The organism is Schumannella sp. GW821-FHT10F01, assembly GCF_058809295.1.
Window position 1 is genome coordinate 245,726 of sequence record NZ_JBXASM010000001.1, and the last position, 26,087, is coordinate 271,812.

Below are 26,087 nucleotides of genomic sequence, written 5' to 3' on the forward strand. Positions count from 1 at the left end.
TAGGGGTCGAGCCCCCGAATAGGATGGGCTGGTGATCGATCCCCAGCTGCTCCGCGACGACCCGGATGCCGTGAAGCGGTCGCAGCGCTCCCGCGGGGAGCGCGAGGAGGCGGTCGACGAGGCCGTCGCGGCGGATGCCGCCCGACGTGCGGCGATCACCTCGTTCGAGGCGCTCCGGGCCGAGCAGAACGCGTTCGGCAAGACGGTGGCGCAGGCGCCGAAGGACGAGAAGGCCGCGCTCGTGGCGCAGGCGCAGGAGCTGGCCGGGCGTGTGAAGGCGGCCCAGCAGGGCGTCGTGGATGCGGAGGCCGCGTTCGACGAGATCGTCGGCGCCATCCAGAACATCGTCATCGAGGGCGTGCCCGCGGGCGGGGAGGACGACTTCGTCACCCTGCGTGAGGTCGGCACGATCCCGACGTTCGACCCGGCGCTGTTCCCCGACGGTCCCCGTGACCACCTCGAGATCGGCGAGCTGCTCGGCGCGATCGACATGGAGCGCGGCGCGAAGGTGTCGGGATCGCGCTTCCACTTCCTCAAGGGCGTCGGCGCGCAGCTCGAGCTCGCGATCATGAACCTCGGCGTGCAGCGCGCGATGGCCGCCGGCTTCATCCCGATGATCACGCCGACGCTGGTGCGCCCGGAGATCATGGCCGGCACCGGCTTCCTCGGCCGGCACGCCGACGAGATCTACCGGCTGGAGGCCGACGACCTCTACCTCACCGGCACGAGCGAGGTGGCGCTCGCCGGCTACCACCAGGACGAGATCCTCGACCTCTCCGCCGGTCCGATCCGGTACGCCGGATGGTCGACGTGCTACCGCCGCGAGGCGGGCTCGGGCGGCAAGGACACCCGCGGCATCATCCGGGTGCACCAGTTCCAGAAGCTCGAGATGTTCGCGTACGTCGACCCGGCCGACGCCGAGGCGGAGCACGAGCGCCTGCTCGCGCTCGAGGAGCAGCTGCTCGGCGACCTCGGCCTCGCCTACCGCGTGATCGACACCGCCGCCGGCGACCTCGGCTCGAGCGCGGCGCGCAAGTTCGACATCGAGGCGTGGGTGCCGACGCAGGGCCGCTACCGCGAGCTCACGAGCACCTCGAACTGCACCACCTACCAGGCGCGCAACCTCGACATCCGGCACCGAACGGAGTCCGGCAGGACGACGCCGGTCGCGACGCTGAACGGCACGCTCGCCACCACCCGCTGGATCGTCGCGATCCTCGAGACGCACCAGCAGGCGGACGGCTCGGTCGTGCTGCCCGAGGTGCTGCGTCCGTTCCTCGGAGTGGACGTGCTCGAGCCGGTCGCCGCCCGATGAACGGGGCGCCCCGCAAGCTCATCGCGCTCGACGTCGACGGCACCGTGCTGCAGGAGACCGGCGTGATCTCGGATGCCGTGATCACCGAGGTGCAGCGGGTCGCCGCCGCGGGCCACGAGGTGCTGCTCGCCACCGGCCGCAGCGCGTCGACGACGCTGCCGGTGCTGGAGCGGCTCGGCATCGTGCCCGAGTACGTGGTCTGCGCGAACGGCGCGGTGGTGCTCCGCCGCGACGACGAGGCGCCGGTCGGCTACGTGCGGGCGCACGTCGAGACGTTCGATCCGAGCGAGGTGCTGCGCACCATCCGCGACGAGCTCGGCGACGCCAGCTACGCCGTCGAGGATGCGGACGGCGCCTACCGCTACGCCGGCGCCTTCCCGGACGGCGCCCTCGGCGCCGCCAGCATCTCCACCCCGTTCGAGGAGCTGCTCCGCGTCGAGGCGACGCGCGTCGTGGTGATCTCGCCAGAGCACGTGCTCGAGGACTTCCTCGCCGTCGTCGAGCGGATGGGCCTGCACAAGGTCAGCTACAACATCGGCTGGACCGCCTGGCTCGACATCGCCCCGGACGGCGTGAACAAGGGCACCGCGCTCGACCTCGTGCAGGACGAGCTGGGCATCCACGACGCCGACGTGATCGTGATGGGCGACGGCCGCAACGACATCGACATGTTCCGCTGGGCCGCCTCCGGCGGCGGCGTCGCCGTGGCGATGGGCCAGGCGCCCGCCGAGGTCATCGAGGCGGCGACCGAGGTCACCCTCCCCGACACCGAGGATGGCGTGGCGATGGCCCTGCGGAGGCTGCTGCCCGCCTGAGCCGCAGATCGGATCCCTGAGCCTGCCGAAGGGCCGGCCCGCCTACGGCTCGATGTCCTCCGCGGTGGCGACCCGGTTCCCCTCGACGAGCCGCTCGGCGTCCTCGTCGCTCGGCGACTGCGGCTCGCGCAGCCCCTCCCGCACCTCGCGGTCCTCGGGGTCGGCGGTGCCGGGTCGATCGGTCGTGCCGCCGGGCTCCAGCGACCCGTCGGGCAGCACGGCCGGCTCGGGCTCGACGTCGGACGGTCGCTCATCGCTCATGCCGCCACGGTAGGCGCGGGCCGTGCGCCGCCGCCCGATGGGCACCCGGTTCCCAGGCGCTACCCTCGACAGCACCGGGAGAGCTGTCCGAGCGGCCGAAGGATCCAGTCTTGAAAACTGGCGTGCAGGCGACTGCACCGTGGGTTCGAATCCCACGCTCTCCGCCACTGTGCGACCGATCGTCGCGGCTCGCCCGTGCCCGGCGTCGGATGCCGCATCGGCCGGATCCTCAGGGTGTGATCATCGCGCCGTTGACGTTGATGGTCGCTCCCGAGACGAATCCCGACTCGGGCGAGGCGAGGAACACGTACGCCGGCGCCAGCTCCGCCGGCTGCCCCGATCGCCCGTAGCCCGTCTCCTCGCCGTAGCTCGTCAGCTGCTCGTCGCTCACACCGTGCGAGGGCTGCAGGGCCGTCCAGACGGCGCCGGGCGCGACGACGTTCACACGGATGCCCCGCGGTGCGAGCTGCTGGGCGAGTCCTTTGGAGAGGTTGTTGATCGCGGCCTTGGTCGCGGCGTAGTCGACCCGCTCGGGAGCAGGCTGATAGGCCTCGAGCGACGCGGTGCTGATGATCGTGGAGCCCGGCACGAGGTGCGGCAGCGCCGCCTTGGTGATCCAGAAGTTCGCGAAGACGTTGGTGCGGAACGTCGACTCGAACTGCTCGTCCGACAGATCCTCGAGACGCTCGACGACGACCTGCTTGCCGGCGTTGTTGACGAGGATGTCGAGTCCGCCCAGCGCGGCGACCGCGTCGGCGACGATGGCACGGCAGTGGCCGGCGTCGGCGATGTCGCCAGGCAGCAGCACGGCGCTCCGTCCCGCATCCTCGATCAGGCCGGCCACCCGGCGCGCATCGTCATGCTCGTCGAGGTAGGCGATCGCCACGTCGGCGCCCTCACGGGCGAACGCGATCGCGACCGCCGCGCCGATGCCGGAGTCGCCGCCCGTGATGAGCGCCTTGCGGCCCCGGAGCCGCCCCGTGCCGCGGTAGGTGTCCTCGCCCAGATCCGGCCGCGGGATCATCTCGCTCTCGACGCCCGGCTCGGGCTGCGACTGCAGCGGCGGGTGGATGGACGGATAGCGGTGCACGGGGTCGACGAATGCGAACTGGTCGGTCACGCGGCCACGCTCGACAGCGTCGCCTCGGCTCGGTCGCTCACGGGGCCCCCTCCTCCGTCGGGTCGTCCGCACCCGTCGGGTCGAGGTCGGGGTCGACGCCCTGGACCGAGTCGCCCTCGGGCTGTCCGCCGCCGACCACATCCGCCGAGTCCAGTCCGGCACCATCGGGGTTCAGCTGCCTGGGATCGCTCATGATGAGCTCCTTCCGTTCCTGCCAGCATGCGCGTCCGCGGCGAGCCGGCGACCCGCTCCGAGGCAACGCCCGGGAGGGGTTCAGATCATCGATGGGGCGGCGGCCCCCTGCAGTTCCCAGGATCCTGCCAGCTCGCCCGCGTGACGAATCGGCCGTTCGAGTCGTCTCTGTCTTGAAGCCCCGATCGACGGGCCGTCTACCTCAGAAGGGACACCACCATGGCACTCGACGACGACATCAAGAACGGCGCCCAGAACCTGGCCGGCAAGGCCAAGGAGGCCGTCGGCAAGGCGACCGACAACCCGAAGCTCGAGGCCGAGGGCAAGGCGGACCAGCTCGCGGCGGGCGCCAAGGGCGCGGTCGCCGACGCGAAGGACAAGCTCACCGGCAAGTGACCTCCGGCGGGGGGCCCGAGCTCCGGGCCCCCCGCCGGCACCAGCACGTCGCATTCCACGACGCGTCGCATCCCACAGACAGGCCAGCACCCATGCGCACCAAGCTCCTCCTCATCGGCGGCCTCGGCCTCCTCGCCTTCGTCATCGGCGCACGCGCATTCCGCGGGCCTCGGCCCGAACCGGCCCGCCTGCAGATCGAGCGGCTCGTCCGCGATCCCAAGACCCGTCGAGCCCTGCGTACCGCGCGAACTCGCGCGTCGAAGGCCGCGCGCCGGGCTCGCACCGCCGTCCGCCGCCGTCTCGCCTAGACCTCGTCACGTCCGCCGGCGGCACCCGCCGTCGGCCGAGGACGAGGTCAGCGACGTCGGGCTGGACCGCCGCCGTCGAGCACCCCATCCGTATCGCCCTCGGCAGTGCGGACCGCGCCGGACCGCCGCACCGGCCGGACCCGGATCGGGCCCTTCGCGGTCGACGGATCGACCACCGTGCCCCGCTGCGTGATCTCGGCGCTGCCGGCCGCCACGAGTCGCCGCGCGGCCTGGCGCGTGGGTTCCATGAGCGAGCGCCACTCGTCGTCGGCGCCGACCTCGCGCGCGACCTGCGACGGGCACATCGTCGATCCGGCCGGCAGCCGGTCGAGCGCGGAGACCAGCGCCGCCTCCAGCCGGCGATCGAGCGCGGTGAGCTTCTTCCGCCGGCACTGCGCCGAGCACCACCTCGCATCCGCCGCCGCCCCCGCCGGCATGCGCCGGCCGCATCGGGCGCAGGTGCGCTCGCGCACGGGAGGCATCGCCGCCCGCCGCCGTGTCATGCCGCACCGCGGCGCAGGATCGCGTCGGCCGTCCGCAGAGACAGCGCCATGGTCGTGAGCCCCGGGTTCGCGGTCAGCGAGCTCGGGAAGACCGAGGTGTCCGCGATCCAGAGGTTCGGCACGTCGTGTGCGCGTCCGTCGGGATCGACGACCGACTCCGAGGGATCCGAGCCCATCCTCGCGGTGCCGAGCGTGTGCGCGACCCGCGGCACGGTGATGGTGGAGCGGGCGCCCGCCGCCACGAGGATCCGCTCCATCACGTCGACCGCGTGCGTGTCGATCGCCTGCTCGTTGGCTCCCGCGGTGAACTCGATCGCCGCGAGCGGCATGCCGAGGTCGTCGACCTCCTCCGACAGCACCAGGCGGTTGAGGTCCGACGGGAGGCACTCGCCGTTGATGCCGATGCCGGCCATGAAGCGGTAGTCGAGCATGGTGTCGACCAGCTGCCGGCCCCAGAGGCCGGCCCCCCGGGCGAGTCCGGTCGCCCAGGTGAGCGGCATGACGCCGAGGCTCTGCATCAGGTAGCCGCCGGCGAAGTCCGCGTCGTCGGGTCGCACCATGTCCTCGCTGATGAGGGACGACGGGTACCCCCGGTAGCTGCGGATCTCCGTGTCGAACCGCCCCCACACCTGCACGCCGCCGTGCGCGAGGAAGTTGCGGCCGACCTGACCGCTGCCGAGCGCGAGGCCGGAGTGCAGCAGCAGCCGGGGCGTCTCGATGCCGCCGGCAGCCAGCACGACCGTCCGGCAGCGCTGGCGCCGGTCGACGCCGTCACGGCGGTAGACGACCGCCGTGATCCGGCCCGTCGCGTCCCGCTCGAAGCCGTGCACGGTCGAGTCGGGGCGGATCTCGGCACCGGCCGCGACGGCGGCGGGGAGGTAGCTGGTGTCCATGCTGACCTTCGCGCCGCTGCGGCAGCCCTGGTGGCAGGCGCCGCAGGCCGCGCACGCGGGTCGGAGCGCGCCGCCCTCCTGCTCGTGGTCTCGGCTCACCAGGGCGGCAGGCGCATCCGCGGTGCGGATGCCGAGCCGCTCCGCGCCCGCGGCGACCAGGTCCGCCGAGGCGTTGCGTCCGGGCGGCGGGAGCGGATACCGGCGCGACGGATCCCACGGATAGCGCTCGGGACCTGACACGGCGAGGAACCGCTCGACCTCGCGCACGTACGAGGTGAGCTCGTCGGCGGAGATCGGCCAGTCCGCCCCGAGCCCGGTCTCCGAGCGCAGGCGGAGGTCGCGAGCGTCCGGCCGCGGCACGAACGCCCCCCAGTGCAGCGTCGATCCGCCCACCCCGCGACCGCTCGTGTTCTGGCCGAACGCCACCGGGGTGCCGCCGCCGCTGAGCCGCTCCTGCATCCAGTTGATCTCGACCGCATCCAGCTCGTCGGGCGTGTGCGATTCGGGCGGCAGATTCGCCCCTGCCTCCAGGGCCACGGCGCGGAGCCCGCGACGTGCGAGCGACGCGAGCAGCGGCGCGCCGCCCGCTCCCGTGCCGATGACGACCACGTCGACCTCCTCGTCGAGGTCGTGGCGGCGCTGGGATGCGAGTCTCATCGGCCGCTGCCCATCGTCGGCTCCCACTCGTCCCGGGTGCCGGCGCCCAGCTGCTCGAACCCGATGAGCACCTCGCCCCCGGTCGACATGCCGTCGTAGCCGATCGCCGCCGCGGTGGCGGGATGGGCGAGCCACTGCTGCACGAGGTCCGCGCGCGCATCTTCGAGCCACGCGCCCAGCTGCGCCGCGCTCCATCGACCGGCGGGTGCGACCTCCCCGGCGGCGACCGCCCGGATCCGCTCGGCGGCGGCCTCGGGGTCGGATGCCGGGAGCTCGAGCAGCTCGAGTCCGATCCGATACGCCTCGGCATCGGGCGGCAGGGCGGCGTTCCGCCAGCCGTCGCCGTCGCCCGACGCGAGCCGGGCATCGAGACGCGCCGCGAGGTCGATCGGCGTGCCCGGCTGCGGCACGAGCACCCTCGCCAGCGCTCGGAGCCCTTCCAGCTGCTCGGCGGTCAGGGCCCGAGCCCGGTAGGCGGGGTCGTCGGCGACGGCGCGTCGGGCCAGGGCGGCGCGCACGCGTCGGGCGGTCCGCGGCCCCGCGAGCATCCCGGCGAAGTCGTCCGGCACCTCCGGCGCGCGTCCCGCCTCGTCGTCCCACCAGCGCCGCAGGGCTGCGGCGACCTCGGAGGGCCGTTCGAGCGGGAGCAGGTGTCCGGCACCGTCGAGCACCTGGACCCGCGCGCGCGGGTACACGGCGCCGTTCAGCGCGCGCTGGGCGTCCTCGCCGAGATCGCCGTCGTCCCCGCCGGCCAGCACGAGGGCGGGGAGGTCGAGGATGCCGGCCGAGTCCCGCCGGTCTTCGCGGCTCCCGCGCTCGAGCCATCCCGTCCACGCCGCCGCGGACGCCCGCTGCACATCGTCGACCGCGCGCGCGTCGAGCTCGCGCGGCAGCGGAGCGCCGATGTTGCCGTCGACGAACTCGCGCGCCGCGCTCGCGTCGGGGGCGGTGCCGTCGGCGGTCCAGCCGAGCATCCGCGCGCGGCGCTCCTCGTCCATCGGCTCCGGGCCGGGAGGCGATCCAGCGAGCAGCACGACGCCGGCCAGGCCGAACAGGGGCGCGGTGCCGTCCAGCGTCCTGGCGGCCACCAGGGTGGCGATCTTGCCGCCCATGCTGTGCCCGAGCAGCAGCCACCGGTGCGGATGCCGGCGCCGGATCCGGCGGATCGCATCGTCGACCATGTCATCCACCGAGCCGGCCGGATCGTCCATCCGCCCGCCGAATCCGGGCAGCTCCAGCGGCACGACCTCGAAGCGGTCGGCGAGCAGCTCGCGGAGCGGCTCGAAGGCGTCGCCGCTCGAGCCCAGAGCATGGAGAGCGAACACGGTCGGTCGGATCGTCGGAGTACTCGCGGTCACGCCTCCGGTCTACGGGACTTCCGCCGCGGTCCGCCTCCGGACGCCGCACATCTCGGGCAGCCCTCAGGCCGGGTGGTCGCGCATGGGCGCCCCGCACGGTCCGCACGGGGTGCGGCTCATCCGCGGCCGGTGCGCAGACTCGGCGCCCGGCACCGCATCCGCGCCGCGGATCGCCCGTCAGGAGGCTCGATCCTCTGCGGCGCGATCGTCGCGAAGGCGGGACTCGACCGACGCGAGGTGGGCCGCGTAGCCGCGCTCGGCTCGGCCCTCGAGCCGAGCGGACGTGAGGACCTCGCCGGCGTCGTCGTGGAGCTCGACGACACCCGCCGCGCGCAGCCGGGCGACCAGCGCCACATCCTCGCCGGTCGTCCGGTCGTCGAATCCGCCGACGGCCTCGTAGGCGGAGGCGCGCACGATGAGGTTCGCGCCGTGCACGTGGCCGTTCGGCCGACCCGGGTGATGCGTCGCGTGCCAGAACGCACGGAAGGCGGCCGACCGCTCATCGAGCCGCGGTCGGACGGTGCCGATGACCAGATCGGCCCCGGCCTCGACGCGCTGCACCGCGATGTCGAGCCACCCCGGGGGGACCTCGCTGTCGGCGTCGGTGAAGGCGAGGACGTGGTGGCGCGATGGGACGGCCTGCTCGTCGATCGCACGCGACGCACCGGCGCGCCGCGCAGCGCCGACGCCCCCGCCCGACAGCACGAGGACATCGGCCCCGGCGGCCCCGGCGACCGCAGCCGTGTCATCGGCGCATCCGTCCGCGACGACGAGCACGCGGACCAGGACGTCCGATCGGAGCTCGAGCAGCCGGTCGCGGGCGCGCAGGATGGCGCGGACCGCTGTCGGGATCCGATCCGCCTCGTCGCGCGCGGGGACGATCACCGAGACCTGCGATCGGATCATGCGGCACCGTCGAGCCGATACGACGCGATGCGCATGTCGCCGTCGCGGTACTCCGCCGAGCGGACGAGTCGCGCGTCGAGCTGCGCGTGGACCTCGTCACCGCTCCGGCTCATGTCGTCCGAACGTCCACGCCAATGGCAGGCGACGAACTCGGCGCCCGGCGAAGCGCCGACCAGGCCGTCGAGCACCCGGTCGAGCTCGCTCGCGCTGAGGTAGTAGCCGAGCTCGCTCATGATGACGAGCTCGACCGTCCGGTCGGGCACGTCGTCGCGCAGATCCGCCAGCACGAACTCCACGCCGGGCGAGCCGGCTGTGCGGTCGCGTGCGGTGCCGATCGCCGTCGGGGAGAGGTCGACGGCGACGACGGCATCCGCTCGATCGGCGAGCCGGACCGTGGTGTGCCCCGTCGAGCAGCCCAGCTCGAGCACGGCCGTGTAGCGCTCGGAGGAGAGCGCGGCCAGCAGCAGCTCGCGCTTGCGGGTCTCGTACCAGGTGCTGTCCGCACCCCAGGGGTCGGCGTCGTCGTGATGCAGTCGCTCGAAGTGCCGGGCGCGCCGATCGCCGGCGAGCGGCACGATCACGGTCTCGCGGTCGCGCCGGAAATGCGCCAGGACGCCGTCATGCAGCACGGGACGCTCGCCGCCCGTCTGCGACGGGTAGCAGGCGATCGCCCGGCGCTTCGCGGCGACCTCCTCGTCGGTGAGCGGGAGCACTCGCATCTGCTCCATCGACCCGACCGGGTCGGTCGGATCACCCCAGTGCCAGAGCCAGATCGGGAAGGCCAGCAGCCGGGCCCGGAGTGCGACAGCCAGGTCCTCGCTGATCTCTCCGACGACGCGGTGGTCGCGGTGGCCGTCCCCGATCCACGGCGCGATCACGAGGTCGGCGCCCGCACCGAGCCCCCGCAGCCGCTCCTCGATGAGGTCGCGATGCTCCCGGGTGGCGCCGTCGGCGATGCCCAGCTCGACGACCGCCGCGTCGGGACAGAGCACCGCGACGGCGGCGTGGAGCTCGCGAGAGCGGACGGAGGCCAGGCGTGCGCGCGAGCCGACGGCGCTGTCGGCGTGGGACGCGCCGCCATCGGTGACGCAGACCACCGTCGTGCGGATCCCCCGATCTCCGAGGCGCTTCAGCAGTCCGCCGGCACCGAGTGTCTCGTCGTCCGCGTGGGCTGCGACCACGAGCGCGTGCCGGAGGCCATCGAAGTCGACCAGCTCGGCCGGCGCGGCTCCGACGACGCCGCTCCATGCCGCCGCTGCGGTCCCCGGCTCGTCCGAGTCGAACCTCACCACTCGGAGCGCTCCGCGCTCGCACGGCCGAGCGACGCGAGGTCGGCCTCCGCGTGATCCTGACGCAGGTACAGCGCGAGGTCCGAGGTCCGCTTCGCGAAGGCCTCATCGAGCGCGAAGGGGGCGGGCCCCAGCGCGTGACCGGCTCGTGTCAGGACGTCCTCCGCGCTCCGGGCGACGGCGGCGCGGACGCGCTTCGCCAGCAGGCGCACATCCTGCGCCGGGGCCCCGGCGTCGATGCGGTCCGCGGCGTCGCCCAGCAGCACCAGGCAGCTGGAGATGCTCTCGTCGATCGCGCCGAGATGCATCGCGAGGATGTCGCGCTCGACGCGGCGACGCACGGACTCCCTCACCTGGCGGGCGACGCCGATCATCCCGCCCGTCCAGCAGGCCGCGACGGCCAGCGCGCCCCAGTGGAATCCCGGCCGGTCCACGTACCAGCCGCGCTCGCCGACGGGGTGCGCCGACACCGCGGCGAATCGCACCGGTCCGCTCGGAACGTCGCGGAGTCCGCGGGCGCGCCAGGCGGACTCGTCGACCGCGATGCCGCCCTGCGCGAGGTCCACGGCGAACAGCTGGCGCTCGCCGTCCGACCAGGCCGCGGTGATCAGGGCCGCGTCGAGCCGGGAGGCGAGGGAGCACCACGGCTTGATCCCGTTCAACACCGCGCCGTCGCCGGCGTCCTCGACTCGCAGCGGGTCGCCGCCCTCGGCCGCGAAGACACCCCACGTGAGGGAGGGGTCGTCCGCCCATGCCGGCAGCCCTGCCGCGTCGCCGGCCTGGGAGAGGATCGCGCGCGCATCGAGGTGCGGCTCCACCGCCCGTGCGGCGCCGACGTCGTGGGCGGCGATCGTCGCGAGGGTCGCCCAGAGGGTCCGGGTGCCCCCGGACGCGGGCGCGCGCAGGGTCGTGGCGAGCGCGGTCGCGGTCCGCAGCGCGTCGGTGATCGACGAGACCCCCGTGAGCGGGATGCCCACCGGCCCGGCCGTGCCGAGCCGCACCGGCTGGAGGATCCCGTCGGTCGCGATCGCCCGGTGCGCTCTCGACCCGCGCTCGGCCGGATCGGACGGGCCGGCGTCCGGGATGGTGGCGGTGCCGCTCATGGGAACGCCCTCTCGTCGCTGCGACGCTATGCGCCGCGCCGCGGACGAGCGGGCGCGCGCGGGTTCTCCCAGGTGACCCGCGTCTTGCGGCACCGCGCGTCAGTCGCCGAACCTGGACGTCACCCGAGTCGATTCGCCGCGTGCCGTCCGCGCTCACTACGGTTCGAAGGCTCCACCGCCGAACCCGGCGACCGGGGTACCCGACCCAATTGGAGGACCCCATGGGCTTTCTCGCATTCCTGATCCTCGGCCTGATCGCGGGAGCGATCGCGAAGCTGATCATCCCCGGCAAGCAGCCCGGCGGCATCATCCTGACGCTCGTGCTCGGCGTGCTCGGCGCCATGCTGGGCGGCTGGATCGCCGGCCTGTTCGGCCTCGACGTCTACAACAACTTCTTCGAGCTCGGCTCGTGGGTCGCCGCGATCGTCGGCGCGCTCATCGTGCTGCTGATCTTCGGCCTCATCGTGGGCCGTCGCGGATCGCGCACCCGCGCGTGACCGCCGACGCCGTGCGGTGGGAGGAGCTCGCACCCACCGAGCCGATCGACATCAGCACCCTGCTCGATCGCCGCTAGCTCACGGAGAGCGCCTGGCGCGGGGCTCGTCGTCCGTCACCCGGTGACCGACGACGGGCCCCGTTCTCGTCGGCGCTCCAGCGGCGTCCGGCCCGCACGGCGACCCCGCGGATCACGCCGGCATGGCGGGATCGAGCACGACCTTGATGCAGCCGTCCGCCTTCTCCTTGAACGTCGTGTAGAGCTCCGACGCGCGCTCGAGCGGCACCCGGTGCGTCACGAGATCCTCGGTGCCGAGCGGATCGGCCGGGTCCTCGACGAGGGGCAGGATCGCGTCGCGCCACGACTGCACGTTGCACTGGCCCATCCGCAGGCTCAGGCCCTTGTCGAACATGGTCATCAGCGGCATCGGGTCGGCGGTGCCGACGTAGACGCCCGACAGCGAGACGGTGCCGCCTCGGCGCACCGCGTCGATCGCGGTGTGCAGCGCGGTCAGCCGGTCGACGCCGACCGTCGTCATGAGCTTCTTGGCGACCTTCGCCGGGAAGCGGACCATCACGTTCTGCGCGAACGCGATCAGCGGGTCGCCGTGCGCCTCCATGCCGACCGCGTCGACGATCCCGTCCGGTCCGCGTCCGTCGACCGCGTCGCGCAGGCGCTCGACGGTGTCCCCGTCGAGATCCATCGTCTCGACGCCGTGCCGCTCCGCCATGGCGCGGCGCTCGGGAACCGGGTCGACCGCGATGACCCGGTAGCCGCGGTGCACGCCGATCCGCGCCGCGAACTGGCCGACGGGCCCGAGTCCGAGCACCCCGAGCGTGCCGCCCTCCGGCACGTCGGCGTAGTCGACGCCCTGCCAGGCGGTCGGCAGGATGTCGCTGAGGAACAGGTACCGCTCGTCGGGCAGCTCGCGACCGACCGGATAGGCGTTGAAGTCGGCGAGCGGCACGCGCAGGAACTCGGCCTGCCCGCCCGGCACGGACCCGTACAGCTCCGTGTAGCCGTAGAGGGAGGCACCCGATCCGCTCCCGCGGTTCTGGGTGGTCTCGCACTGCGAGGTCAGCCCGAGCCGGCACATCGCGCAGTCGCCGCAGGCGATCACGAAGGGGATGACGACGCGATCGCCGACGGACAGCCTCGTGACGCCGGATCCGACCTCGATCACCTCGCCCATCGGCTCGTGACCGAGCACGTCGCCCTTCGCGAGGAAGGGACCGAACGCGTCGAGGAGGTGCAGGTCCGAGCCGCAGATCGCCGACGAGGTGATGCGGATGACGGCATCGGTCGGCTGCTCGATCCGCGGATCGGGGACATCCTCGACGGTCACGTGGCCGGGGGACTGGAAGGTGAGGGCGCGCATGGGTCCGGTCTACGTGCCGCCGGCGCCGCATCCCCCGACTGCCACACGACCCCCAGCACCGTCCCGCTCGACTGGGGGCCGCGTGCGAGTCGGCGCCGAGCCCGGGGCTCCGGCTTAGCGTGGCCGATATGCGCATCGCGGTCATCGGCCACACCGGCAACGTGGGCTCGGCGGTGGTCCGGCGCCTCGCCGCCCGGCGTGACGTCGAGCTCGTGGGCATCTCGCGGCGGCGGCCGCGGGCCGAGGGGGCGTGGGCGCACGTCGACGCGCACGAGATCGACATCGCGCACGGCGCGGCCGACGCGCAGCTTCGCGCAGCGCTGTCGCGGGCGGATGCGGTCGTCCACCTCGCGTGGGCGCTGCAGCCGAACCACGACCTCCCGGCGATCACGCGCACGAACGTCGGCGGCCTCGCGCGCGTGCTCCGGGCCTCCGCAGGCGCCGGCGTGCGCCAGGTGGTCGTCGCCTCCTCGGTCGGCGCCTACAGCCCGGGTCCGAAGCTGCGCGGCGTCGACGAGAGCTGGCCGACCGGCGGCATCGCGACCTCGCACTACGCGCGGCACAAGGCGTCGGGGGAGCGGCTGCTCGACCGCTTCGAGGCCGCGCATCCCGAGATCGTCGTCTCCCGGCTGCGGCCGGGTCTGGTGATGCAGCGGGGGGCTGCGAGCGAGATCGCGCGGCTGTTCCTCGGCTCCGTCACGCCGGCCGGACTGCTCGCCCGCGGCATCCTGCCCGCCGTGCCGCTGCCGGATCGGCTGCGCGCGCAGGTCGTGCACGCCGACGACCTCGGGTCGGCGGTGGAGGCGATCCTCGACCGTGCTGCCGGAGGGGCGTTCAACCTCGCGGCGCCCGACCCGATCGGCCCGGACGAGCTCGCCGCGGCGCTCAGCGCTCGTCGGCTGCGCATCCGTACCGGCGCGCTCCGCGCCGTGATGGCCGCATCGTGGCGGCTGCGGCTCCAGGCATCCGATCCCGGATGGCTCGATCTCGCCACCACCGTGCCGCTGATGTCGATGGAGCGTGCGCGGACGGAGCTCGGCTGGACACCGCGGGTCTCGGCCGAGACGGCGCTCGCCGAGCTGATCGACGGGCTGGCCGATCGTGCCGGCGACGCGTCGTCGGCCTCGCTCGCGCCGTAGCCGCGGAACCGGACGGCTACCGTGGACTCGTGTGCCGGCGGCGGCCCGTGCGAGGTGCCGCTAGGTTCGCCGCATGGCCGACTCCGCCCGCCGAATCCCGCGCCGACCGTATCTCCGGGCGCACACGGCCCTGGTGGCCGCGCACCGCGATCAGACGCGCGCGTTCGAGGTGCTCCGCGACGACGATCTGGAGGAGGCCGCCCGGATGTTCGCGGCGGCGATGCGCGGCGGGGTGGACGACGAGGGCGAGACCGATGAGGAGGTCGCGGCCGAGCTGCGCACCTCGGTGGACGGAGCGTGGGGCGAGCCCCTGCGCGAGCAGTGGCTGGCCATCCGCGACGGAGCCGGCATCGCCGCGTTCACGATCACGACGCGGTGGTGGGGCACCCCGTTCATCGCCCTCGTCGCCACGCGCCTCGACGTGCAGGGACGCGGCCTCGCGGGCGCGCTGCTCGCCGAGGTGGCGGCCGCCCGCGAGTCCTCGGGCGATCCGGAGATCGCGCTCATCGTGACCCGCGGCAATCCGGCCCAGGCGCTGTACGAGCGGCTGGGCTTCGCGGAGGCGGATCGTCCGGCCGGAGCTTGAGCGGCCGGGCGTCGCGCGGTCATCCCGGGGCGGTCATCCCCGCGGTGAACGCGAGCGCCCGTTCGAGGTTCGCCGACAGCGGCTCCACGGCGTCGAGCACCAGCCGGTCGACCGACATGGGCGGCATCCGCTCGCGCATCCATTCGACGTGCGACCAGTCGATCTCGTGCCATCCCGGGATGCCGCGCACCCGGCCCTCGATGCGGCTGCGGTGCACGGCCTCGTCGCTGCAGATGCACTCGATGACCAGCAGGCGGCTGCCGTGCCCGGCCAGGCGGGAGCGCCACGCCTCGAGCACCTCGTCGTCGGCGATGCAGTCGAGGATGGAGGACTGGCCGAACATCGCCTGACGGAGTGCCAACGTGAGGAGCAGGCTGCGGTCCATTCCGACGTGCTCGTCCCGGGTCAGCTCGACCAGCACCCGGAAGGCCGGCTCGAGGGAGCCGAGGAGCCAGTCGCTCGCGAACGCCGGAACCCTGGCCTCGCGCGCCAGGGCCTCGGCGAGCGTCGACTTGCCGGCGCCGGGCAGGCCGGTGATCACGAGCGTCGTCGGGGTGGTCATGGCGGCGATCGTGGCACGTGCTCCGGCTCGCGGCGCGTCCCGTTCGCTCGCGGCATGACGCGGCCGTCCGCCTCGATGCCCTCATGCCGCCCGCACGTCACCCGAACCGGGGGCCGCGCGCGCCCGGGAGGCGCGCCTACCCTGGCGGCAACAGTCCTTTCCGTTCGGGTCGGAAGGGCACCACACGTCGTTCGGGTGACGTGGATGCGGGTGCGGCACGGGGGTGTCGAGCCCCCCTCCAGCGCGCGCCGGAGCCGTGTGCTGCCGGCCCCGCGGTGTCCGTGGAGGTCAGCTCATGGTGCTCATCACGTTCCGTCGACCGGACCGCCGTGCCGACGTGCTGTCGCGCCGGGGTCTCGTCTGGCGTCCCGCCGGCGCCGGCACCTGGATGGGCCGCGACCGCCGTGATCGCTTCGCCGGCCTCATCGAGCGGATCGACGACCGCTTCGTCGCCATGACCGCCGACGGCACCGAGCTCGACCCGCGATCCAGCCTGATCGAGGCGGTCGAGGCCGTGGCGGCGGCCGCGCCGAGGCGCGCACCCGTCGGCCTGATCGTGCATGTCGTCGGCGCGGCCGGCTCCATCGCCGTGCTCGTCGGCGTGATCGACATGGTGGCGCGCTCGATCTGAGTGCGGGTCCGCGTCCCCGCCGTGCGCTAGCCGGTCGCCGTGCCGGCCTCGACGCGGGCGGGGATCCGGTCGCCTCGATCCGCGAGGAAGGGCTCGACCACGTCGAGGAGCTGCTCGGGGCGATCGAGCGGGATGATGTGCCCCGACTCGGGCAGCAGCGTCGACGTGAGGTCGGCCGCGACGCCCGAGAGCTGGCGGGCGAGCGCGTCGCCGACGGTGTCGCCGCCGACGGCGAGCACCGGGACGCGGACGCCGCCCGCGTCGGCCGCGGCGAGGATCTGCCGGGCGTTCTGCTCGGCGACGCGGTAGTACTCGAAGCCGCCGCGGAGCGAGTCCCGGCCGCGGTAGTCGTCGACGATGGCGTCGGCGATCGCGGGCGGGATGCCGCCGCCGTCGTGCGTGCCGGCGCGGAGGAACCAGCCGAGGTAGTCGTCCTCGGCTCCCTCGACCACGGTCTCGGCGAGGCCCGGGATCGCGTGGAAGCCGAACCACCATGGCGGGCCCGCGGCGAGGAAGCGCTCCGCGCCCGGCAGCGGCCCGAGGAGGGACTCGCACAGCACGAGGTGCGCGAGCCGGTCCGCGTGGCGATGGGCGAAGAGGAACGCGGCCGGCACGGACGCGTCGATCGCCACGAGGTCGATGGGGGCATCCGGGCTCACCGCCGTCGCGATGGCGAGGATGTCGTCCGCGCCCGATCCGGCGTCGTAGCCCCCGGCGCTCCGGCTGCTGGCGCCGGTGCCGCGGAGGTCGGGGGTGACCACGGTCCGCGACTCGGCGAGCCGCGGCGCGACCGCGTCCCAGAGCCGATGGGTGTGCGGCCAGCCGTGCAGCAGCACGACCACCGGCCCGTCGCCGCGCACGACGACATGCAGGGCGCCGCCGTCCACGGCGATCGCGAGCGCTCGACCCGGTGCCATCTCGGCCTCCTCGTCTCGGGTGGTTACCATTGGTGACCACCCGAGGCTAGGAGGCGGCGGATGCGAACGGAAGACGTCACCCGGCGGTTACCGCCCCCGGGAGCGCGCGGCGATCTGTTCGATCCGACCTGCGCGACGCGGGGCCCGCTCGACCGCATCGGCGACAAGTGGACGTCGATGGCGATCAAGGTGCTCGCTGCCGAGCCGGCCGGCGGCGAGGTGCGGTTCGCCGAGCTCGGGCGCCGGATGCCGGGCGTCTCGAGGAAGATGCTCGCCAGCACGCTCCGCAGCCTGCAGGCCGACGGGCTCGTGGCGCGGCGGGTCGAGGAGTCGGTGCCGCCGCGCACCTTCTACTCGGTCACGGAGCTGGGCCGCTCGCTCGACGGCCCGCTCGGCGTGCTGCGGGACTGGGCGGAGACCCACATGCGCGAGATCGACCTGCATCGTGTCGGCGGGGAGCCCGATCGGGCCGTCCCGCCGATCAGCTGAGGGGCGCCGACGGCACCTCGGACGGTGGCGGCACGAGCGCGACCATGGAGGCTCCCGACCGGAGGATCAGGCGCCATCTGCGGCTGGCCGAAGGCGATGTCGGCGATCCAGGTCGCGGAGCGGGTGTTCGCGGAGGACGCCTGACGGGTGGCGTCACGCGGTCTCGTCACGCGGCCGGGTCGACGCCCGCCCGCCGCAGCACGGGCTCCATCGACATCCCGGCGAGGGTGAACGCGACGCCGGCGACCAGCCAGCCGACGGGTCCGGCGGCGATCATCGCACCGGCCAGCAGCACCGGTCCGACGGCCCGGGCCACGGGCACGCCGGCGCCCCAGACCGCCTGCGCGGCCCCCTCGGCGCCGACGGGCGTGAGCGCGAACCCGATGGCCCAGCTCCCCGCGGCGAACGCCACCTCGGCGACGGTCTGGATCGCGACGCCGACGAGCACCGTCGCGGTCGCGCCGACCGCGCCGGGCACGACGGCCGCCGCGCCGAGCACGACGGCCGCGACGCCGAGGAGCAGTCCGCCGGCCCGGAACGAGCGCGTGGCCGACCGCAGGTCGACGACCCGCAGCGAGGCCCGCCCCTGCAGCGCCGCGACGCCGACCGTGTTGAGCAGGAACGCCGCGGCGGCCGCGAACGCCGGCGCGTCCGAGCTGGACTCGATCCAGAGCGGCAGCACCACGCTGAGGAGCGGCATGTACAGCAGCAGCGCGGCGTTGAGGGCGGCCGCGCGCACCAGACCCGGCGCCCGGAGCGCCTGCCGGACCGGGCCGGAGGCGGGACGGCCGGCCGCCCGGGTCTCAGGCGCCGCATCCGATCGCTCCGGCTCCCGGATCCGCGACAGCAGCGCGGCGCCGACGCCGAACGCGACCGCGTCGAGCAGCAGGATCGCTGTGAACGCCCACGTGCTGCCGACGGCGAGCACCACGCCGCCGAGCACCGCGCCCGTGCCGATCCCGACGTTCCCGAGCACCTGCATCGTGGACCGCACGCGCGTGCGGTCCACGGGTGCGACGAGCACGGCGACGGCGGCCTGCCGCGTCGCGCCGAGCGAGCTCTGCGCGACCGAGTACACGACCGCGACCGCGAGGGCGGGCAGCAGCAGCCCGGGCCGCGGCAGCAGCAGGAGTGCGGGGTAGGCGGCGAGCGCGAGCGCGCTCGCCGCCGCGGAGGCCGCCGAGGTGCGGCGCACCCCGATCCGGTCGACGAGTGCGCCGAGCGGGATCGACGCGGCGAAGCCGACGGTCCAGGCGATCGTGAGGCCGAGTGCGACCTGCCACACCGGGATGCCGACCGCGAGCGTGAAGAACAGCGCCGACGTCGTGTAGTAGCCGCCGTCGCCGATGGAGGTGATGAGCTGCGACGCCCGCAGCACCGGCAGGGCATCTCGCGTCGACGTGGTCACGTGCATGACGCTACGGGCCGATTGTCCCGAACAGCAGGTCCGTTTCGGCCCGAACTCGATGGGCCAATGGTGGTGGATCGCCGATCGGGCTCGGCCCGCGGCGTCGGATCGTCCAGGTATTGACTCCGTCCGTCATGCCGCCGGGCCGGCCGCGACCCGTATCGTCGACCGATGCCCCGCGCGGGGCGGGAGGGTGCGGTCGATGGTGACGACGGTGACGGGCTGGTCGACGTTCTGGACCGAGGGGCATGCCATCCCGGAGTGGTCGCACTCGGGCATCGCCGCGCTGCCCGACGGGCGGGTCGCGTTCTCGGCTCCCGGCGAGGGGCGGATCGTGCTGGTCGATCCGCTCGACGACGCGGGCGCGGTGATCCTCGGGCTGCCGATGCGGGTGGGCCATGGGATGGTCGCCGACGGCGACGACCTGCTCGTCGCCGACATCGGCTCGGGCGAGGGCGATGCGCAGGTACTGCGGGTGTCGCCGGGCACGGGGGAGTCGGAGGTCGCGGTGCGGCCGTCGGCCGACGTGCAACGGGGATGGCGCCCCACCGCCGTCGCCGTGGACGCGGACCGCACCATCTGGGTCGCGGACGGCTACGGTCAGAGCCTGGTGCACGGCTTCCGCCTGGACGGGTCCGTCGTGAGCATCGACGGGTCCGCCACGGGCACGCCGTTCGACTGCCCGCACGGCGTCGTGGTGGACGACCGGGGAGCGGAGGCGCTGGTCGTCGTCGCCGACCGCGTCAACCGCCGGCTCGTCGCGTTCCATCGCGACGGGACGCTCGAGCGCGTGATCGCCGACCCGCTGTTCAGCTACCCGAGCTCGCTCGCGCTGCGCGGCGGCGATCTGCTCGTCACCGACCTGCACGGCGCGCTGCTGCGGGTGGACGGCGACGACCGCGTGGAGGCGATCCTCCCGATCGCCGATCCGGTGCGCGACGAGGCGTGGCCGAACGTGGAGCGGGACGGACGGCTGGAGCGACCCGAGGTGCGCGACGGCGTGCTGCGGAGCCCCCATGGCATCGCCGTCGACGCGCACGGTGCGGTGCTGCTCACGGAGTGGTTCCTCGGCGGACGGCAGCTCCGGCTGGTGCTGAGCTAGCCGCCCCACCCGCCACCTGGGGACCTGCCGCCAGACGGTGCCGACCTCGCGACCGGGGCCTACCGTTCGGGGATGACGCAGACGGGTTCGGCATCGGGTGGCACGGCGAGCAGGATCGGCGAGCGGCTGGCGCTCGCCGCGGACCGCATCGGCGACGTCGCAGTGCTCGACACGGTCGCCCGGGTATACCGCCGGGTCGGCGGTCTCCTCCCAGCCCCGGCACTGCGCGTGCTCCAGGGCGAACCGCTCGGCCACGCCCTGCATCCGCTCATCGTGGCCGTGCCGCTCGGCGCGTGGACGTCGGCGGTCGTGCTCGACGCGCTGCCCGGCCGCGGCCGCCGCAAGTCCGCGAGGACGCTGGTCGGGCTCGGGGCGCTGCTCGTCGCGCCGTCGGCGTGGACCGGCCTCGCCGACTGGCAGCGGCTCGACTCCGAGCGCGCTCGCCGCATCGGCGTGGCGCACGGCGGATCCAACGCGGCCGGTGCGGCGCTCGCCGGCCTGTCGTGGGCCGCACGACGGTCCGGCCGCCACGGCCTCGGTCGCGTGCTGCTCTTCGGAGCCCTCGGCGCCGTCGGCGTCGGCGGCTACCTCGGCGGCCACCTCACCTACCGGCTCGGGGCCGGTGTGGAGCGACCGCCGCGGTAGTCGTTGCCGGCATCCCGACTGGCGACGAGACTGGGCGGATGTTCGATCGGGGAGCGGCGGCGGACGCCGCGGAGCGCTGGATGGCCGGCTACCTGCACGCGTGGGCGACGAACGATCCGGACGACATCCGGGCGCTCTTCACCGCCGACGCCGAGTACCGCGACGGGCCCTCGACCCCGCCGTGGACCGGCCCGGAGGAGATCGTCGCCGGCTGGCTCGGCCAGCGGGATGAGCCGGGCACCTGGTCGTTCGAGCACGAGCTGGTGGCGGTCGACGGCGACGTGGCGGTCGTGCGCGGACGCACCTCGTATCCCGGCGCGACGGCGAAGCGGGAGCGGTACGACAACCTCATCGTGCTGCGGCTGACCGCGGACGGCCGGGCGAGCTCGTTCACCGACTGGTGGATCGCGCCGGACGGCGCGGCATGACCGTCGACGGCGCCGGCGCGAGGTCGCTCGTCTACCTCGTGGCGGTCAGCGCGGACGGCTTCATCGCCGCGCCCGACGGCAGCACGTCGGCGTTCCCGACCGAGGGGTCGCACATCGACGCCCTCGTCGCCGAGTACCCCGAGACGCTGCCGTTCTTCGTGCGGGAGGCGCTCGGCGTCGCCGGGGTCGCGCGGTTCGACACCGTGATCGAAGGCCGTGCCACGCACCAGGTCGGTCTCGACGCGGGCATCCCTGACGCCTATCCGCACCTGCACCACGTCGTCGTCTCCGCGACCGCGCCGGAGCTGGATCCGCGGATCGAGCGGATCCGCGCCGACCCGCTCGCCCGCATCCGCTCGCTCAAGCGGGAGCCGGGACGCGATCTCTGGCTGTGCGGCGGCGGCCGACTCGCCTCGACCCTGCTGCCGGAGATCGACGAGCTGGTGCTCAAGGTCAACCCGGTGATCCTCGGAGCGGGGATCCCGCTCTTCGCCGGGCCCGGGTCCGCGGAGCTCGAGCTCGTGGGCACCCGGCCGTTCGACACCGGAGTCGTCTGGCAGCAGTACCGCGTCCGCTCCGCGGTCTGACGGCCGCGCCGGCCGTCCGTCCCGGCCGATCGACGCCGCTGGTCAGGCGTCCTCGGCGAGCCGTCCCTCCGACACCGTCCAGCGGCGCGTGCTGCGGACCGTGTCGAGCATCCGCCGGTCGTGGGTGACGAGCAGGACCGTGCCGGGGAAGGCGTCGATCGCCTCCTCGAGCTGCTCGATCGCGGCCAGGTCGAGATGGTTGGTGGGCTCGTCGAGCACCAGCAGGTTGACCTCGCGAGCCTGCAGCAGCGCGAGCGCGGCGCGCGTGCGCTCGCCGGGGGAGAGCGACTCGGCCGGGCGCGGCACGTGCGCTCCGGTCAGGCCGAACTTCGCCAGCAGGGTGCGCACCTCGGCCTCCGGCAGGTCCGGCACCGCGTCGCCGAACGCGCGAGCGAGCGGCTGGGGCCCGAGGAACAGACCGCGGGCCTGGTCGATCTCGCCGACCCGCACGCCGGAGCCGAGCCCGCCGTCGCCCTCGTCGAGCGGGATGCGCCCGAGCAGCGCGGCGAGCAGGGTCGACTTGCCGGAGCCGTTCGCTCCCGTGATGACGACCCGGTCGGCCCAGTCCACCTGCGCGTCCACCGGCCCGAGCGCGAAGGCGCCGCGCCGCACGACCGCGCCGCGCAGACTCGCGACCACGGCACCGGAGCGCGGTGCGGCCGCGATCGTCATCCGCAGCTCCCACTCCTTGCGGGGCTCCTCGACCACGTCGAGCCGCTCGATCATCCGCTGGGTCTGGCGGGCCTTCGCGGCCTGCTTCTCGCTCGACTCCGCGCGGGTGGCGCGCCCGATCTTGTCGTTGTCGGTCGTCTTGCGGCGGGCATTCCGCACGCCCGCCGCCATCCAGTTGCGCTGCATCTGCGCGCGATCCTTGAGCCCGCCGAGCTTGTCCTCGTACTCCTCGTACGCGTCGCGCGCGTGCCGGCGCGCGACCGCCCGCTCCGCGAGGTAGCTCTCGTAGCCGCCGTCGTAGACGCCGACCTGCTGCTGGGCGAGGTCGAGCTCGACGATGCGATCGACCGTGCGGGCGAGGAACTCGCGGTCGTGGCTGACGATGACGGTCGGACCGCCCTGGCGGGCGCGGCCCCGTGCGGAGACGAACCGCTCGAGGCGCTCGAGGCCGTCGAGATCGAGGTCGTTCGTGGGCTCGTCGAGCAGCAGCACGTCGTAGCGGGAGAGCAGGAGCGCCGCGAGCCCCGCGCGGGCCGCCTGGCCGCCGGACAGGCCGGTCATCTCCGCCGCGTCCGGATCGATCCGGAGCCCGATCTCGGCGAGCACCTGTCCGATCCGCTCGTCGAGGTCGGCCCCGCCGAGCGCGAGCCACCGCTCGAGCGCGTCGGAATAGCGGTCGTCGGCACCGCGCTCGCCGGCGCCCATCGCATCGGCGGCCGCATCCAGCTCCACCTGCGCGGCGGCGACGCCGGTGCGCCGGGCGAGGAACGCGGCGACCGTCTCGCCCGGGCGCCGATCGGGCTCCTGCGGGAGGTGCCCGATCGTCGCGCTCGCCGGGCTCACGGTGATCGTGCCGTCAGTCGGCGCCAGCTCGCCGGCCAGCATCCGCAGCAGCGTGGACTTGCCGGCGCCGTTGACGCCGACGAGCCCGACGACGTCGCCGGGTGCGATGACCAGGTCGAGTCCCGAGAAGAGGACCCGCGCGCCGTGGCCGGCCGCGAGCCCCGAGGCCTTGAGCGTCGTGGTCATGTCCAGGCAACGGTAGCGGTCGGCCGGGGTCCGCTCCGACGTCGCGGCGGGCCGCTGTCGGGCGCCGGGCGCCCGCGCGTCAGCGATCGATGCGGGTGATCCGGCACTCGGGGCAGTGGTACCCGTGTGCGACCAGGAACATCGGCAGCGCGCATGACGGGCACATCGGCCACCCTGGTTCGCTGCTCCGATCCGCGCTCATGCCATCCAGGGTCGCTCGGGGTCGAGCGGGGTGGGCGCACTGCCACCCAGCGCACAGATCGACGCGGTCGGGCGGCCCGACGCGTCGGTCGTCCGCCCGGCACCGCGTAATGTACGTACGGCACGTACAGATTGAGATCCCGTGCGAGGAGGACCATGACCACCCAGGCGCCCACCGCCACGACCCGGTTCCTGGATCGGATCGGCATCCCGGCCCCGCTGCTCGCCGGCTTCATCGGCGTGCTGCTGTTCATGATCGGCGACGGCGTCGAATCGAACTACCTGTCGACGTTCCTCGCCGAGCAGCCGGGGCTCGCGGAGTCGTCCGCGGCCATCACGATCAGCCTCTACGGCATCTTCGTGGCGATCGGATCCTGGTTCGCGGGGACGCTGTCGAGCATCCTCGGCCCGCGCCGGGTCATGCTCATCGGCGGCATCCTGTGGATCGTGCTCGAGGTGCTCTTCCTCGCCGTCGGCATCGGCGCGCAGGTGACCTGGGTCGCGATCGCGGCGTACGCGCTCCGCGGCATCGGCTATCCGTTCTTCGCCTACGCGTTCCTGGTCTGGCTCAACACGGCGACGCCCGCGCATCAGCGCGGCAGCAGCGTCGGCTGGTTCTGGTTCGTCTTCGGGGCGGGACTGCCGACGCTCGGCTCGCTCATCGCGAGCTGGACCATCCCGCACCTCGGCGAGGTCGGCACGTTCTGGCTGTCGACGGCGATCGTGCTGGCGGGACTGCTCGTCGCCGTGCTCGGCGTGCGCGATCTCCGGCACGCGGGGCCGACCCGGAACGAGTCCGACGGCGCGTTCTCCGAGCTGGCGAAGGGGCTCACGATCCTGTGGCGCGAGCCGCGCGTCGCGGCCGGCGCGGTCGTGCGCCTCGTCAACACGACGCCGAACTTCGCGCTGTTCGTGGTGGCCCCGTTCTTCTTCGTGCAGCAGGTCGGCTTCCGCCAGGAGGACTACCTCCTCATCGTGACGATCGTCTACACGGCGAACATCTTCGCGAACCTCCTGTTCGGCCTCGTCGGCGACCGGTTCGGATGGCGGCGCACCGTCACCTGGTTCGGCTGCGTGATGTGCGCGGTCGGCATCCTCGCCGTCTACTACGTGCCGCTGCTCGTCGGCCCGAACTTCTGGGTCACGGTCATCTGCTGGGCGGTCTTCGGCATCGGCCTCGCCGGCTTCGTGCCGCTCACCGCGCTCGTGCCCTCGATGGTGAAGGTGGAGGACCGCGGCAGCGCGCTCGCCGTCTACACGCTCGCCGCCGGCCTGTCGGCCTTCGTCGGCCCGGCGCTCGTCGCGCTGCTCGGCGGCGTCGGCAGCATGGCCGTGCTCATCTGGGTGTTCGCGGGGATGTACGTCGTCGGCGCGCTGCTCACGCGCGTGCTCCGCACCGATCAGGACCCGGGTCAGGCCGCGCGCGTCGCCTGATCGCCCCATCGAGAACGCCCCGTCCGGCTGCTCCGGGCGGGGCGTTCCGCGTCCTGCCCCGACGCCGGTCTTGCGCGATCCCGTACTTCATGTACATTCTGTACGGACAAGACGTACAGCCCGCGCGATGACGCCGGATCAACGGGGATCGTGCATACGTCGTGCTACTTCAGAGAGGAAGTCCGCAAATGCGCACCACAGCACTGGCCGGAGTCGCCGTCCTCGGCGTCGGCGCCCTGCTGCTCACCGGCTGCTCGACCGGGAGCGCCGCCTCCGGCGATTCCAAGCCGGCCGACACGCAGCTGAGCTACTCCCAGCCCCACACCGATCCGTTCCAGAACGCGGAGAACGTCGGATCGATGCAGCGCTTCAAGGAGCTCGGCTACGCGACGATCTCGGCGACCAACGCCGACCGCGACCCGGCCCAGCAGATCACCGACATCCAGACGCTGATCAACAAGGGCGCCAAGGGTCTCGTCATCTCCGTGGGCGACGCGGACGCCATCGTGCCCGCGATCGAGTACGCCAACGACCAGAACGTGCCGATCGTCGCCATCGACGAGGCGCCGGCCTCCGGCAGCATCGCGATGATCGTCCGCGCCGACAACGTGCACATGGGCGAGCTCGCGTACAAGGAGATGGGCAAGCGCGTCAAGGCGGGCACCGCCGTCATCACGCTCGACGGCGACCCGGTCACCTCGAACGGCCGCGACCGTACCAACGGCTTCAACGACTGCATGAAGAAGAACTACCCCGACGTGAAGCTCGTCAACGTCGCCACCGAGTGGGACCCGGCCAAGGCCGCCACCGGCATCGAGACCGCGCTGAACCAGTACGACAACATCTCGGGCATCTACAACCAGAGCGACGCGACGTTCTTCCCGACCATCCTCGACACGCTCGACTCGCTCGGGCGCCTCAAGCCGGTCGGCGAGGAGGGCCACCTCGTGCAGGTGTCCGTCGACGCCAGCCCGATGGCCATGACCGCCATCCGCGAGGGCTCGCTCGACGCGGCCGTCGCGCAGCCGATGACCGACTACATCGACTTCGGCGCCGACTACCTCGTGCGGGCGATCAAGGGCGAGAAGTTCAAGGTCGGCAAGACCGACCACGGCAGCGAGATCGTCAAGCGCGGCAGCAACCTCGTCGACCTCCTCCCGACCCCGGTCGTGACGAAGGACAACGTGGACGACCCGGAGCTGTGGGGCAACAAGAAGTTCGCTCTCGAGGCCTTCGGCGCCTCGAAGTAGTCCGGCCGCACTCCCAC

The 26,087-nt window shown here is 73.6% G+C and carries 28 protein-coding genes and 1 tRNA gene; 15 read left to right on the forward strand and 14 right to left on the reverse strand.

Annotated features, from left to right (window positions below):
- The first annotated feature begins 31 nt into the window (after window positions 1–31).
- Window positions 32–1,315: a serine--tRNA ligase gene (gene serS, locus AC1RSJ_RS01295; RefSeq protein ID WP_493116507.1), complete on the forward strand. Its 1,284-nt coding sequence runs from the start codon at window positions 32–34 to the stop codon at window positions 1,313–1,315.
- Window positions 1,312–2,130, forward strand: a complete 819-nt coding sequence (locus AC1RSJ_RS01300) for an HAD family hydrolase (RefSeq protein ID WP_493116508.1) — start codon at window positions 1,312–1,314, stop codon at window positions 2,128–2,130. The genes serS and AC1RSJ_RS01300 overlap by 4 nt, the downstream gene beginning before the upstream one ends.
- A gap of 42 nt (window positions 2,131–2,172) precedes the next feature.
- Here the strand turns inward: AC1RSJ_RS01300 and AC1RSJ_RS01305 are convergent, their stop codons facing one another.
- A complete protein-coding gene (locus AC1RSJ_RS01305) occupies window positions 2,173–2,391 on the reverse strand; it encodes a hypothetical protein (protein WP_493116509.1) in 219 nt (72 codons plus the stop codon).
- A 77-nt stretch (window positions 2,392–2,468) separates the two neighbouring features.
- Between AC1RSJ_RS01305 and AC1RSJ_RS01310 the strand changes: the two genes are divergently transcribed.
- Window positions 2,469–2,558, forward strand: a tRNA-Ser gene (locus tag AC1RSJ_RS01310).
- 62 nt (window positions 2,559–2,620) lie between these two features.
- On the opposite strand, the gene AC1RSJ_RS01315 is transcribed toward AC1RSJ_RS01310, so the two are convergent.
- Both AC1RSJ_RS01315 and AC1RSJ_RS01320 read right to left on the reverse strand, forming a co-directional pair.
- Complete coding sequence (locus AC1RSJ_RS01315; protein ID WP_493116510.1) at window positions 2,621–3,511, reverse strand: SDR family oxidoreductase; 891 nt, start codon at window positions 3,509–3,511, stop codon at window positions 2,621–2,623.
- A 37-nt stretch (window positions 3,512–3,548) separates the two neighbouring features.
- Entirely contained in the window at window positions 3,549–3,704 is a 156-nt protein-coding gene (locus tag AC1RSJ_RS01320) for a hypothetical protein (protein ID WP_493116511.1), read from the reverse strand.
- Window positions 3,705–3,922: 218 nt separating this feature from the next.
- Here AC1RSJ_RS01320 and AC1RSJ_RS01325 point away from each other — a divergent pair, with 218 nt between their 5' ends.
- Entirely contained in the window at window positions 3,923–4,099 is a 177-nt protein-coding gene (locus AC1RSJ_RS01325) for a CsbD family protein (protein WP_493116512.1), read from the forward strand.
- Window positions 4,100–4,454: 355 nt separating this feature from the next.
- On the opposite strand, the gene AC1RSJ_RS01330 is transcribed toward AC1RSJ_RS01325, so the two are convergent.
- The 6 genes from AC1RSJ_RS01330 to AC1RSJ_RS01355 all read right to left on the reverse strand — a co-directional run bounded on the left by AC1RSJ_RS01330 (window position 4,455) and on the right by AC1RSJ_RS01355 (window position 11,116).
- On the reverse strand, window positions 4,455–4,844 hold the full coding sequence (locus AC1RSJ_RS01330; protein ID WP_493116513.1) for a DUF3253 domain-containing protein: 390 nt from the start codon (window positions 4,842–4,844) through the stop codon (window positions 4,455–4,457).
- 62 nt (window positions 4,845–4,906) lie between these two features.
- The gene (locus tag AC1RSJ_RS01335; protein ID WP_493116514.1) at window positions 4,907–6,460 is read right to left on the reverse strand and encodes a GMC family oxidoreductase; all 1,554 of its coding nucleotides are present in this window, start codon (window positions 6,458–6,460) and stop codon (window positions 4,907–4,909) included.
- Window positions 6,457–7,785: an alpha/beta fold hydrolase gene (locus AC1RSJ_RS01340; RefSeq protein ID WP_493116515.1), complete on the reverse strand. Its 1,329-nt coding sequence runs from the start codon at window positions 7,783–7,785 to the stop codon at window positions 6,457–6,459. The genes AC1RSJ_RS01335 and AC1RSJ_RS01340 overlap by 4 nt, the downstream gene beginning before the upstream one ends.
- Window positions 7,786–7,995: 210 nt before the next feature.
- A complete protein-coding gene (locus AC1RSJ_RS01345) occupies window positions 7,996–8,724 on the reverse strand; it encodes a glycosyltransferase family 2 protein (protein WP_493116516.1) in 729 nt (242 codons plus the stop codon).
- A complete protein-coding gene (locus tag AC1RSJ_RS01350) occupies window positions 8,721–10,016 on the reverse strand; it encodes a PIG-L family deacetylase (RefSeq protein ID WP_493116517.1) in 1,296 nt (431 codons plus the stop codon). The genes AC1RSJ_RS01345 and AC1RSJ_RS01350 overlap by 4 nt, the downstream gene beginning before the upstream one ends.
- Window positions 10,010–11,116, reverse strand: a complete 1,107-nt coding sequence (locus AC1RSJ_RS01355; protein ID WP_493116518.1) for an acyl-CoA dehydrogenase — start codon at window positions 11,114–11,116, stop codon at window positions 10,010–10,012. The genes AC1RSJ_RS01350 and AC1RSJ_RS01355 overlap by 7 nt, the downstream gene beginning before the upstream one ends.
- 221 nt (window positions 11,117–11,337) lie before the next feature.
- On the opposite strand from AC1RSJ_RS01355, the gene AC1RSJ_RS01360 reads away from it, so the two are divergent.
- Entirely contained in the window at window positions 11,338–11,613 is a 276-nt protein-coding gene (locus AC1RSJ_RS01360) for a GlsB/YeaQ/YmgE family stress response membrane protein (RefSeq protein WP_493116519.1), read from the forward strand.
- Window positions 11,614–11,802: 189 nt separating this feature from the next.
- Here the strand turns inward: AC1RSJ_RS01360 and AC1RSJ_RS01365 are convergent, their stop codons facing one another.
- Window positions 11,803–12,990 carry an alcohol dehydrogenase catalytic domain-containing protein gene (locus tag AC1RSJ_RS01365; RefSeq protein ID WP_493116520.1) on the reverse strand — a complete coding sequence of 396 codons (1,188 nt, stop codon included), beginning with the start codon at window positions 12,988–12,990 and terminating at the stop codon, window positions 11,803–11,805.
- A gap of 128 nt (window positions 12,991–13,118) precedes the next feature.
- Between AC1RSJ_RS01365 and AC1RSJ_RS01370 the strand changes: the two genes are divergently transcribed.
- Together AC1RSJ_RS01370 and AC1RSJ_RS01375 are read left to right on the forward strand one after the other, a co-directional pair.
- Window positions 13,119–14,129 (forward strand): NAD-dependent epimerase/dehydratase family protein, encoded by a 1,011-nt coding sequence (locus AC1RSJ_RS01370; RefSeq protein WP_493116521.1) that lies wholly within the window; start codon window positions 13,119–13,121, stop codon window positions 14,127–14,129.
- Window positions 14,130–14,202: 73 nt separating this feature from the next.
- Window positions 14,203–14,715, forward strand: a complete 513-nt coding sequence (locus tag AC1RSJ_RS01375) for a GNAT family N-acetyltransferase (protein WP_493116522.1) — start codon at window positions 14,203–14,205, stop codon at window positions 14,713–14,715.
- Window positions 14,716–14,734: 19 nt separating this feature from the next.
- Here the strand turns inward: AC1RSJ_RS01375 and AC1RSJ_RS01380 are convergent, their stop codons facing one another.
- Window positions 14,735–15,277 carry a P-loop nucleotide/nucleoside kinase family protein gene (locus AC1RSJ_RS01380; RefSeq protein WP_493116523.1) on the reverse strand — a complete coding sequence of 181 codons (543 nt, stop codon included), beginning with the start codon at window positions 15,275–15,277 and terminating at the stop codon, window positions 14,735–14,737.
- A 295-nt stretch (window positions 15,278–15,572) separates the two neighbouring features.
- On the opposite strand from AC1RSJ_RS01380, the gene AC1RSJ_RS01385 reads away from it, so the two are divergent.
- Entirely contained in the window at window positions 15,573–15,908 is a 336-nt protein-coding gene (locus AC1RSJ_RS01385) for a hypothetical protein (RefSeq protein WP_493116524.1), read from the forward strand.
- A 26-nt stretch (window positions 15,909–15,934) separates the two neighbouring features.
- Here AC1RSJ_RS01385 and AC1RSJ_RS01390 read toward each other — a convergent pair whose 3' ends face one another.
- Complete coding sequence (locus tag AC1RSJ_RS01390; RefSeq protein ID WP_493116525.1) at window positions 15,935–16,825, reverse strand: alpha/beta fold hydrolase; 891 nt, start codon at window positions 16,823–16,825, stop codon at window positions 15,935–15,937.
- Between the two features lie 60 nt (window positions 16,826–16,885).
- Between AC1RSJ_RS01390 and AC1RSJ_RS01395 the strand changes: the two genes are divergently transcribed.
- Window positions 16,886–17,314 (forward strand): winged helix-turn-helix transcriptional regulator, encoded by a 429-nt coding sequence (locus AC1RSJ_RS01395; protein ID WP_493116526.1) that lies wholly within the window; start codon window positions 16,886–16,888, stop codon window positions 17,312–17,314.
- A gap of 166 nt (window positions 17,315–17,480) precedes the next feature.
- On the opposite strand, the gene AC1RSJ_RS01400 is transcribed toward AC1RSJ_RS01395, so the two are convergent.
- Window positions 17,481–18,722, reverse strand: a complete 1,242-nt coding sequence (locus tag AC1RSJ_RS01400) for an MFS transporter (RefSeq protein WP_493116527.1) — start codon at window positions 18,720–18,722, stop codon at window positions 17,481–17,483.
- Between the two features lie 202 nt (window positions 18,723–18,924).
- On the opposite strand from AC1RSJ_RS01400, the gene AC1RSJ_RS01405 reads away from it, so the two are divergent.
- From AC1RSJ_RS01405 to AC1RSJ_RS01420, 4 genes are all read left to right on the forward strand, one after another.
- Window positions 18,925–19,824: an NHL repeat-containing protein gene (locus AC1RSJ_RS01405; RefSeq protein ID WP_493116528.1), complete on the forward strand. Its 900-nt coding sequence runs from the start codon at window positions 18,925–18,927 to the stop codon at window positions 19,822–19,824.
- Window positions 19,825–19,896: 72 nt separating this feature from the next.
- Window positions 19,897–20,469 (forward strand): DUF2231 domain-containing protein, encoded by a 573-nt coding sequence (locus AC1RSJ_RS01410; protein WP_493116529.1) that lies wholly within the window; start codon window positions 19,897–19,899, stop codon window positions 20,467–20,469.
- 38 nt (window positions 20,470–20,507) lie between these two features.
- Window positions 20,508–20,897 carry a nuclear transport factor 2 family protein gene (locus AC1RSJ_RS01415; protein ID WP_493116530.1) on the forward strand — a complete coding sequence of 130 codons (390 nt, stop codon included), beginning with the start codon at window positions 20,508–20,510 and terminating at the stop codon, window positions 20,895–20,897.
- Window positions 20,894–21,484, forward strand: a complete 591-nt coding sequence (locus tag AC1RSJ_RS01420) for a dihydrofolate reductase family protein (protein ID WP_493116531.1) — start codon at window positions 20,894–20,896, stop codon at window positions 21,482–21,484. Before AC1RSJ_RS01415 ends, AC1RSJ_RS01420 begins: the two co-directional genes overlap by 4 nt.
- A gap of 42 nt (window positions 21,485–21,526) precedes the next feature.
- On the opposite strand, the gene AC1RSJ_RS01425 is transcribed toward AC1RSJ_RS01420, so the two are convergent.
- Entirely contained in the window at window positions 21,527–23,185 is a 1,659-nt protein-coding gene (locus AC1RSJ_RS01425; RefSeq protein WP_493116532.1) for an ABC-F family ATP-binding cassette domain-containing protein, read from the reverse strand.
- Between the two features lie 357 nt (window positions 23,186–23,542).
- Here AC1RSJ_RS01425 and AC1RSJ_RS01430 point away from each other — a divergent pair, with 357 nt between their 5' ends.
- The gene (locus AC1RSJ_RS01430; protein WP_493116533.1) at window positions 23,543–24,820 is read left to right on the forward strand and encodes an MFS transporter; all 1,278 of its coding nucleotides are present in this window, start codon (window positions 23,543–23,545) and stop codon (window positions 24,818–24,820) included.
- 188 nt (window positions 24,821–25,008) lie between these two features.
- Complete coding sequence (locus tag AC1RSJ_RS01435; RefSeq protein WP_493116534.1) at window positions 25,009–26,070, forward strand: sugar ABC transporter substrate-binding protein; 1,062 nt, start codon at window positions 25,009–25,011, stop codon at window positions 26,068–26,070.
- Window positions 26,071–26,087 lie beyond the last annotated feature (17 nt).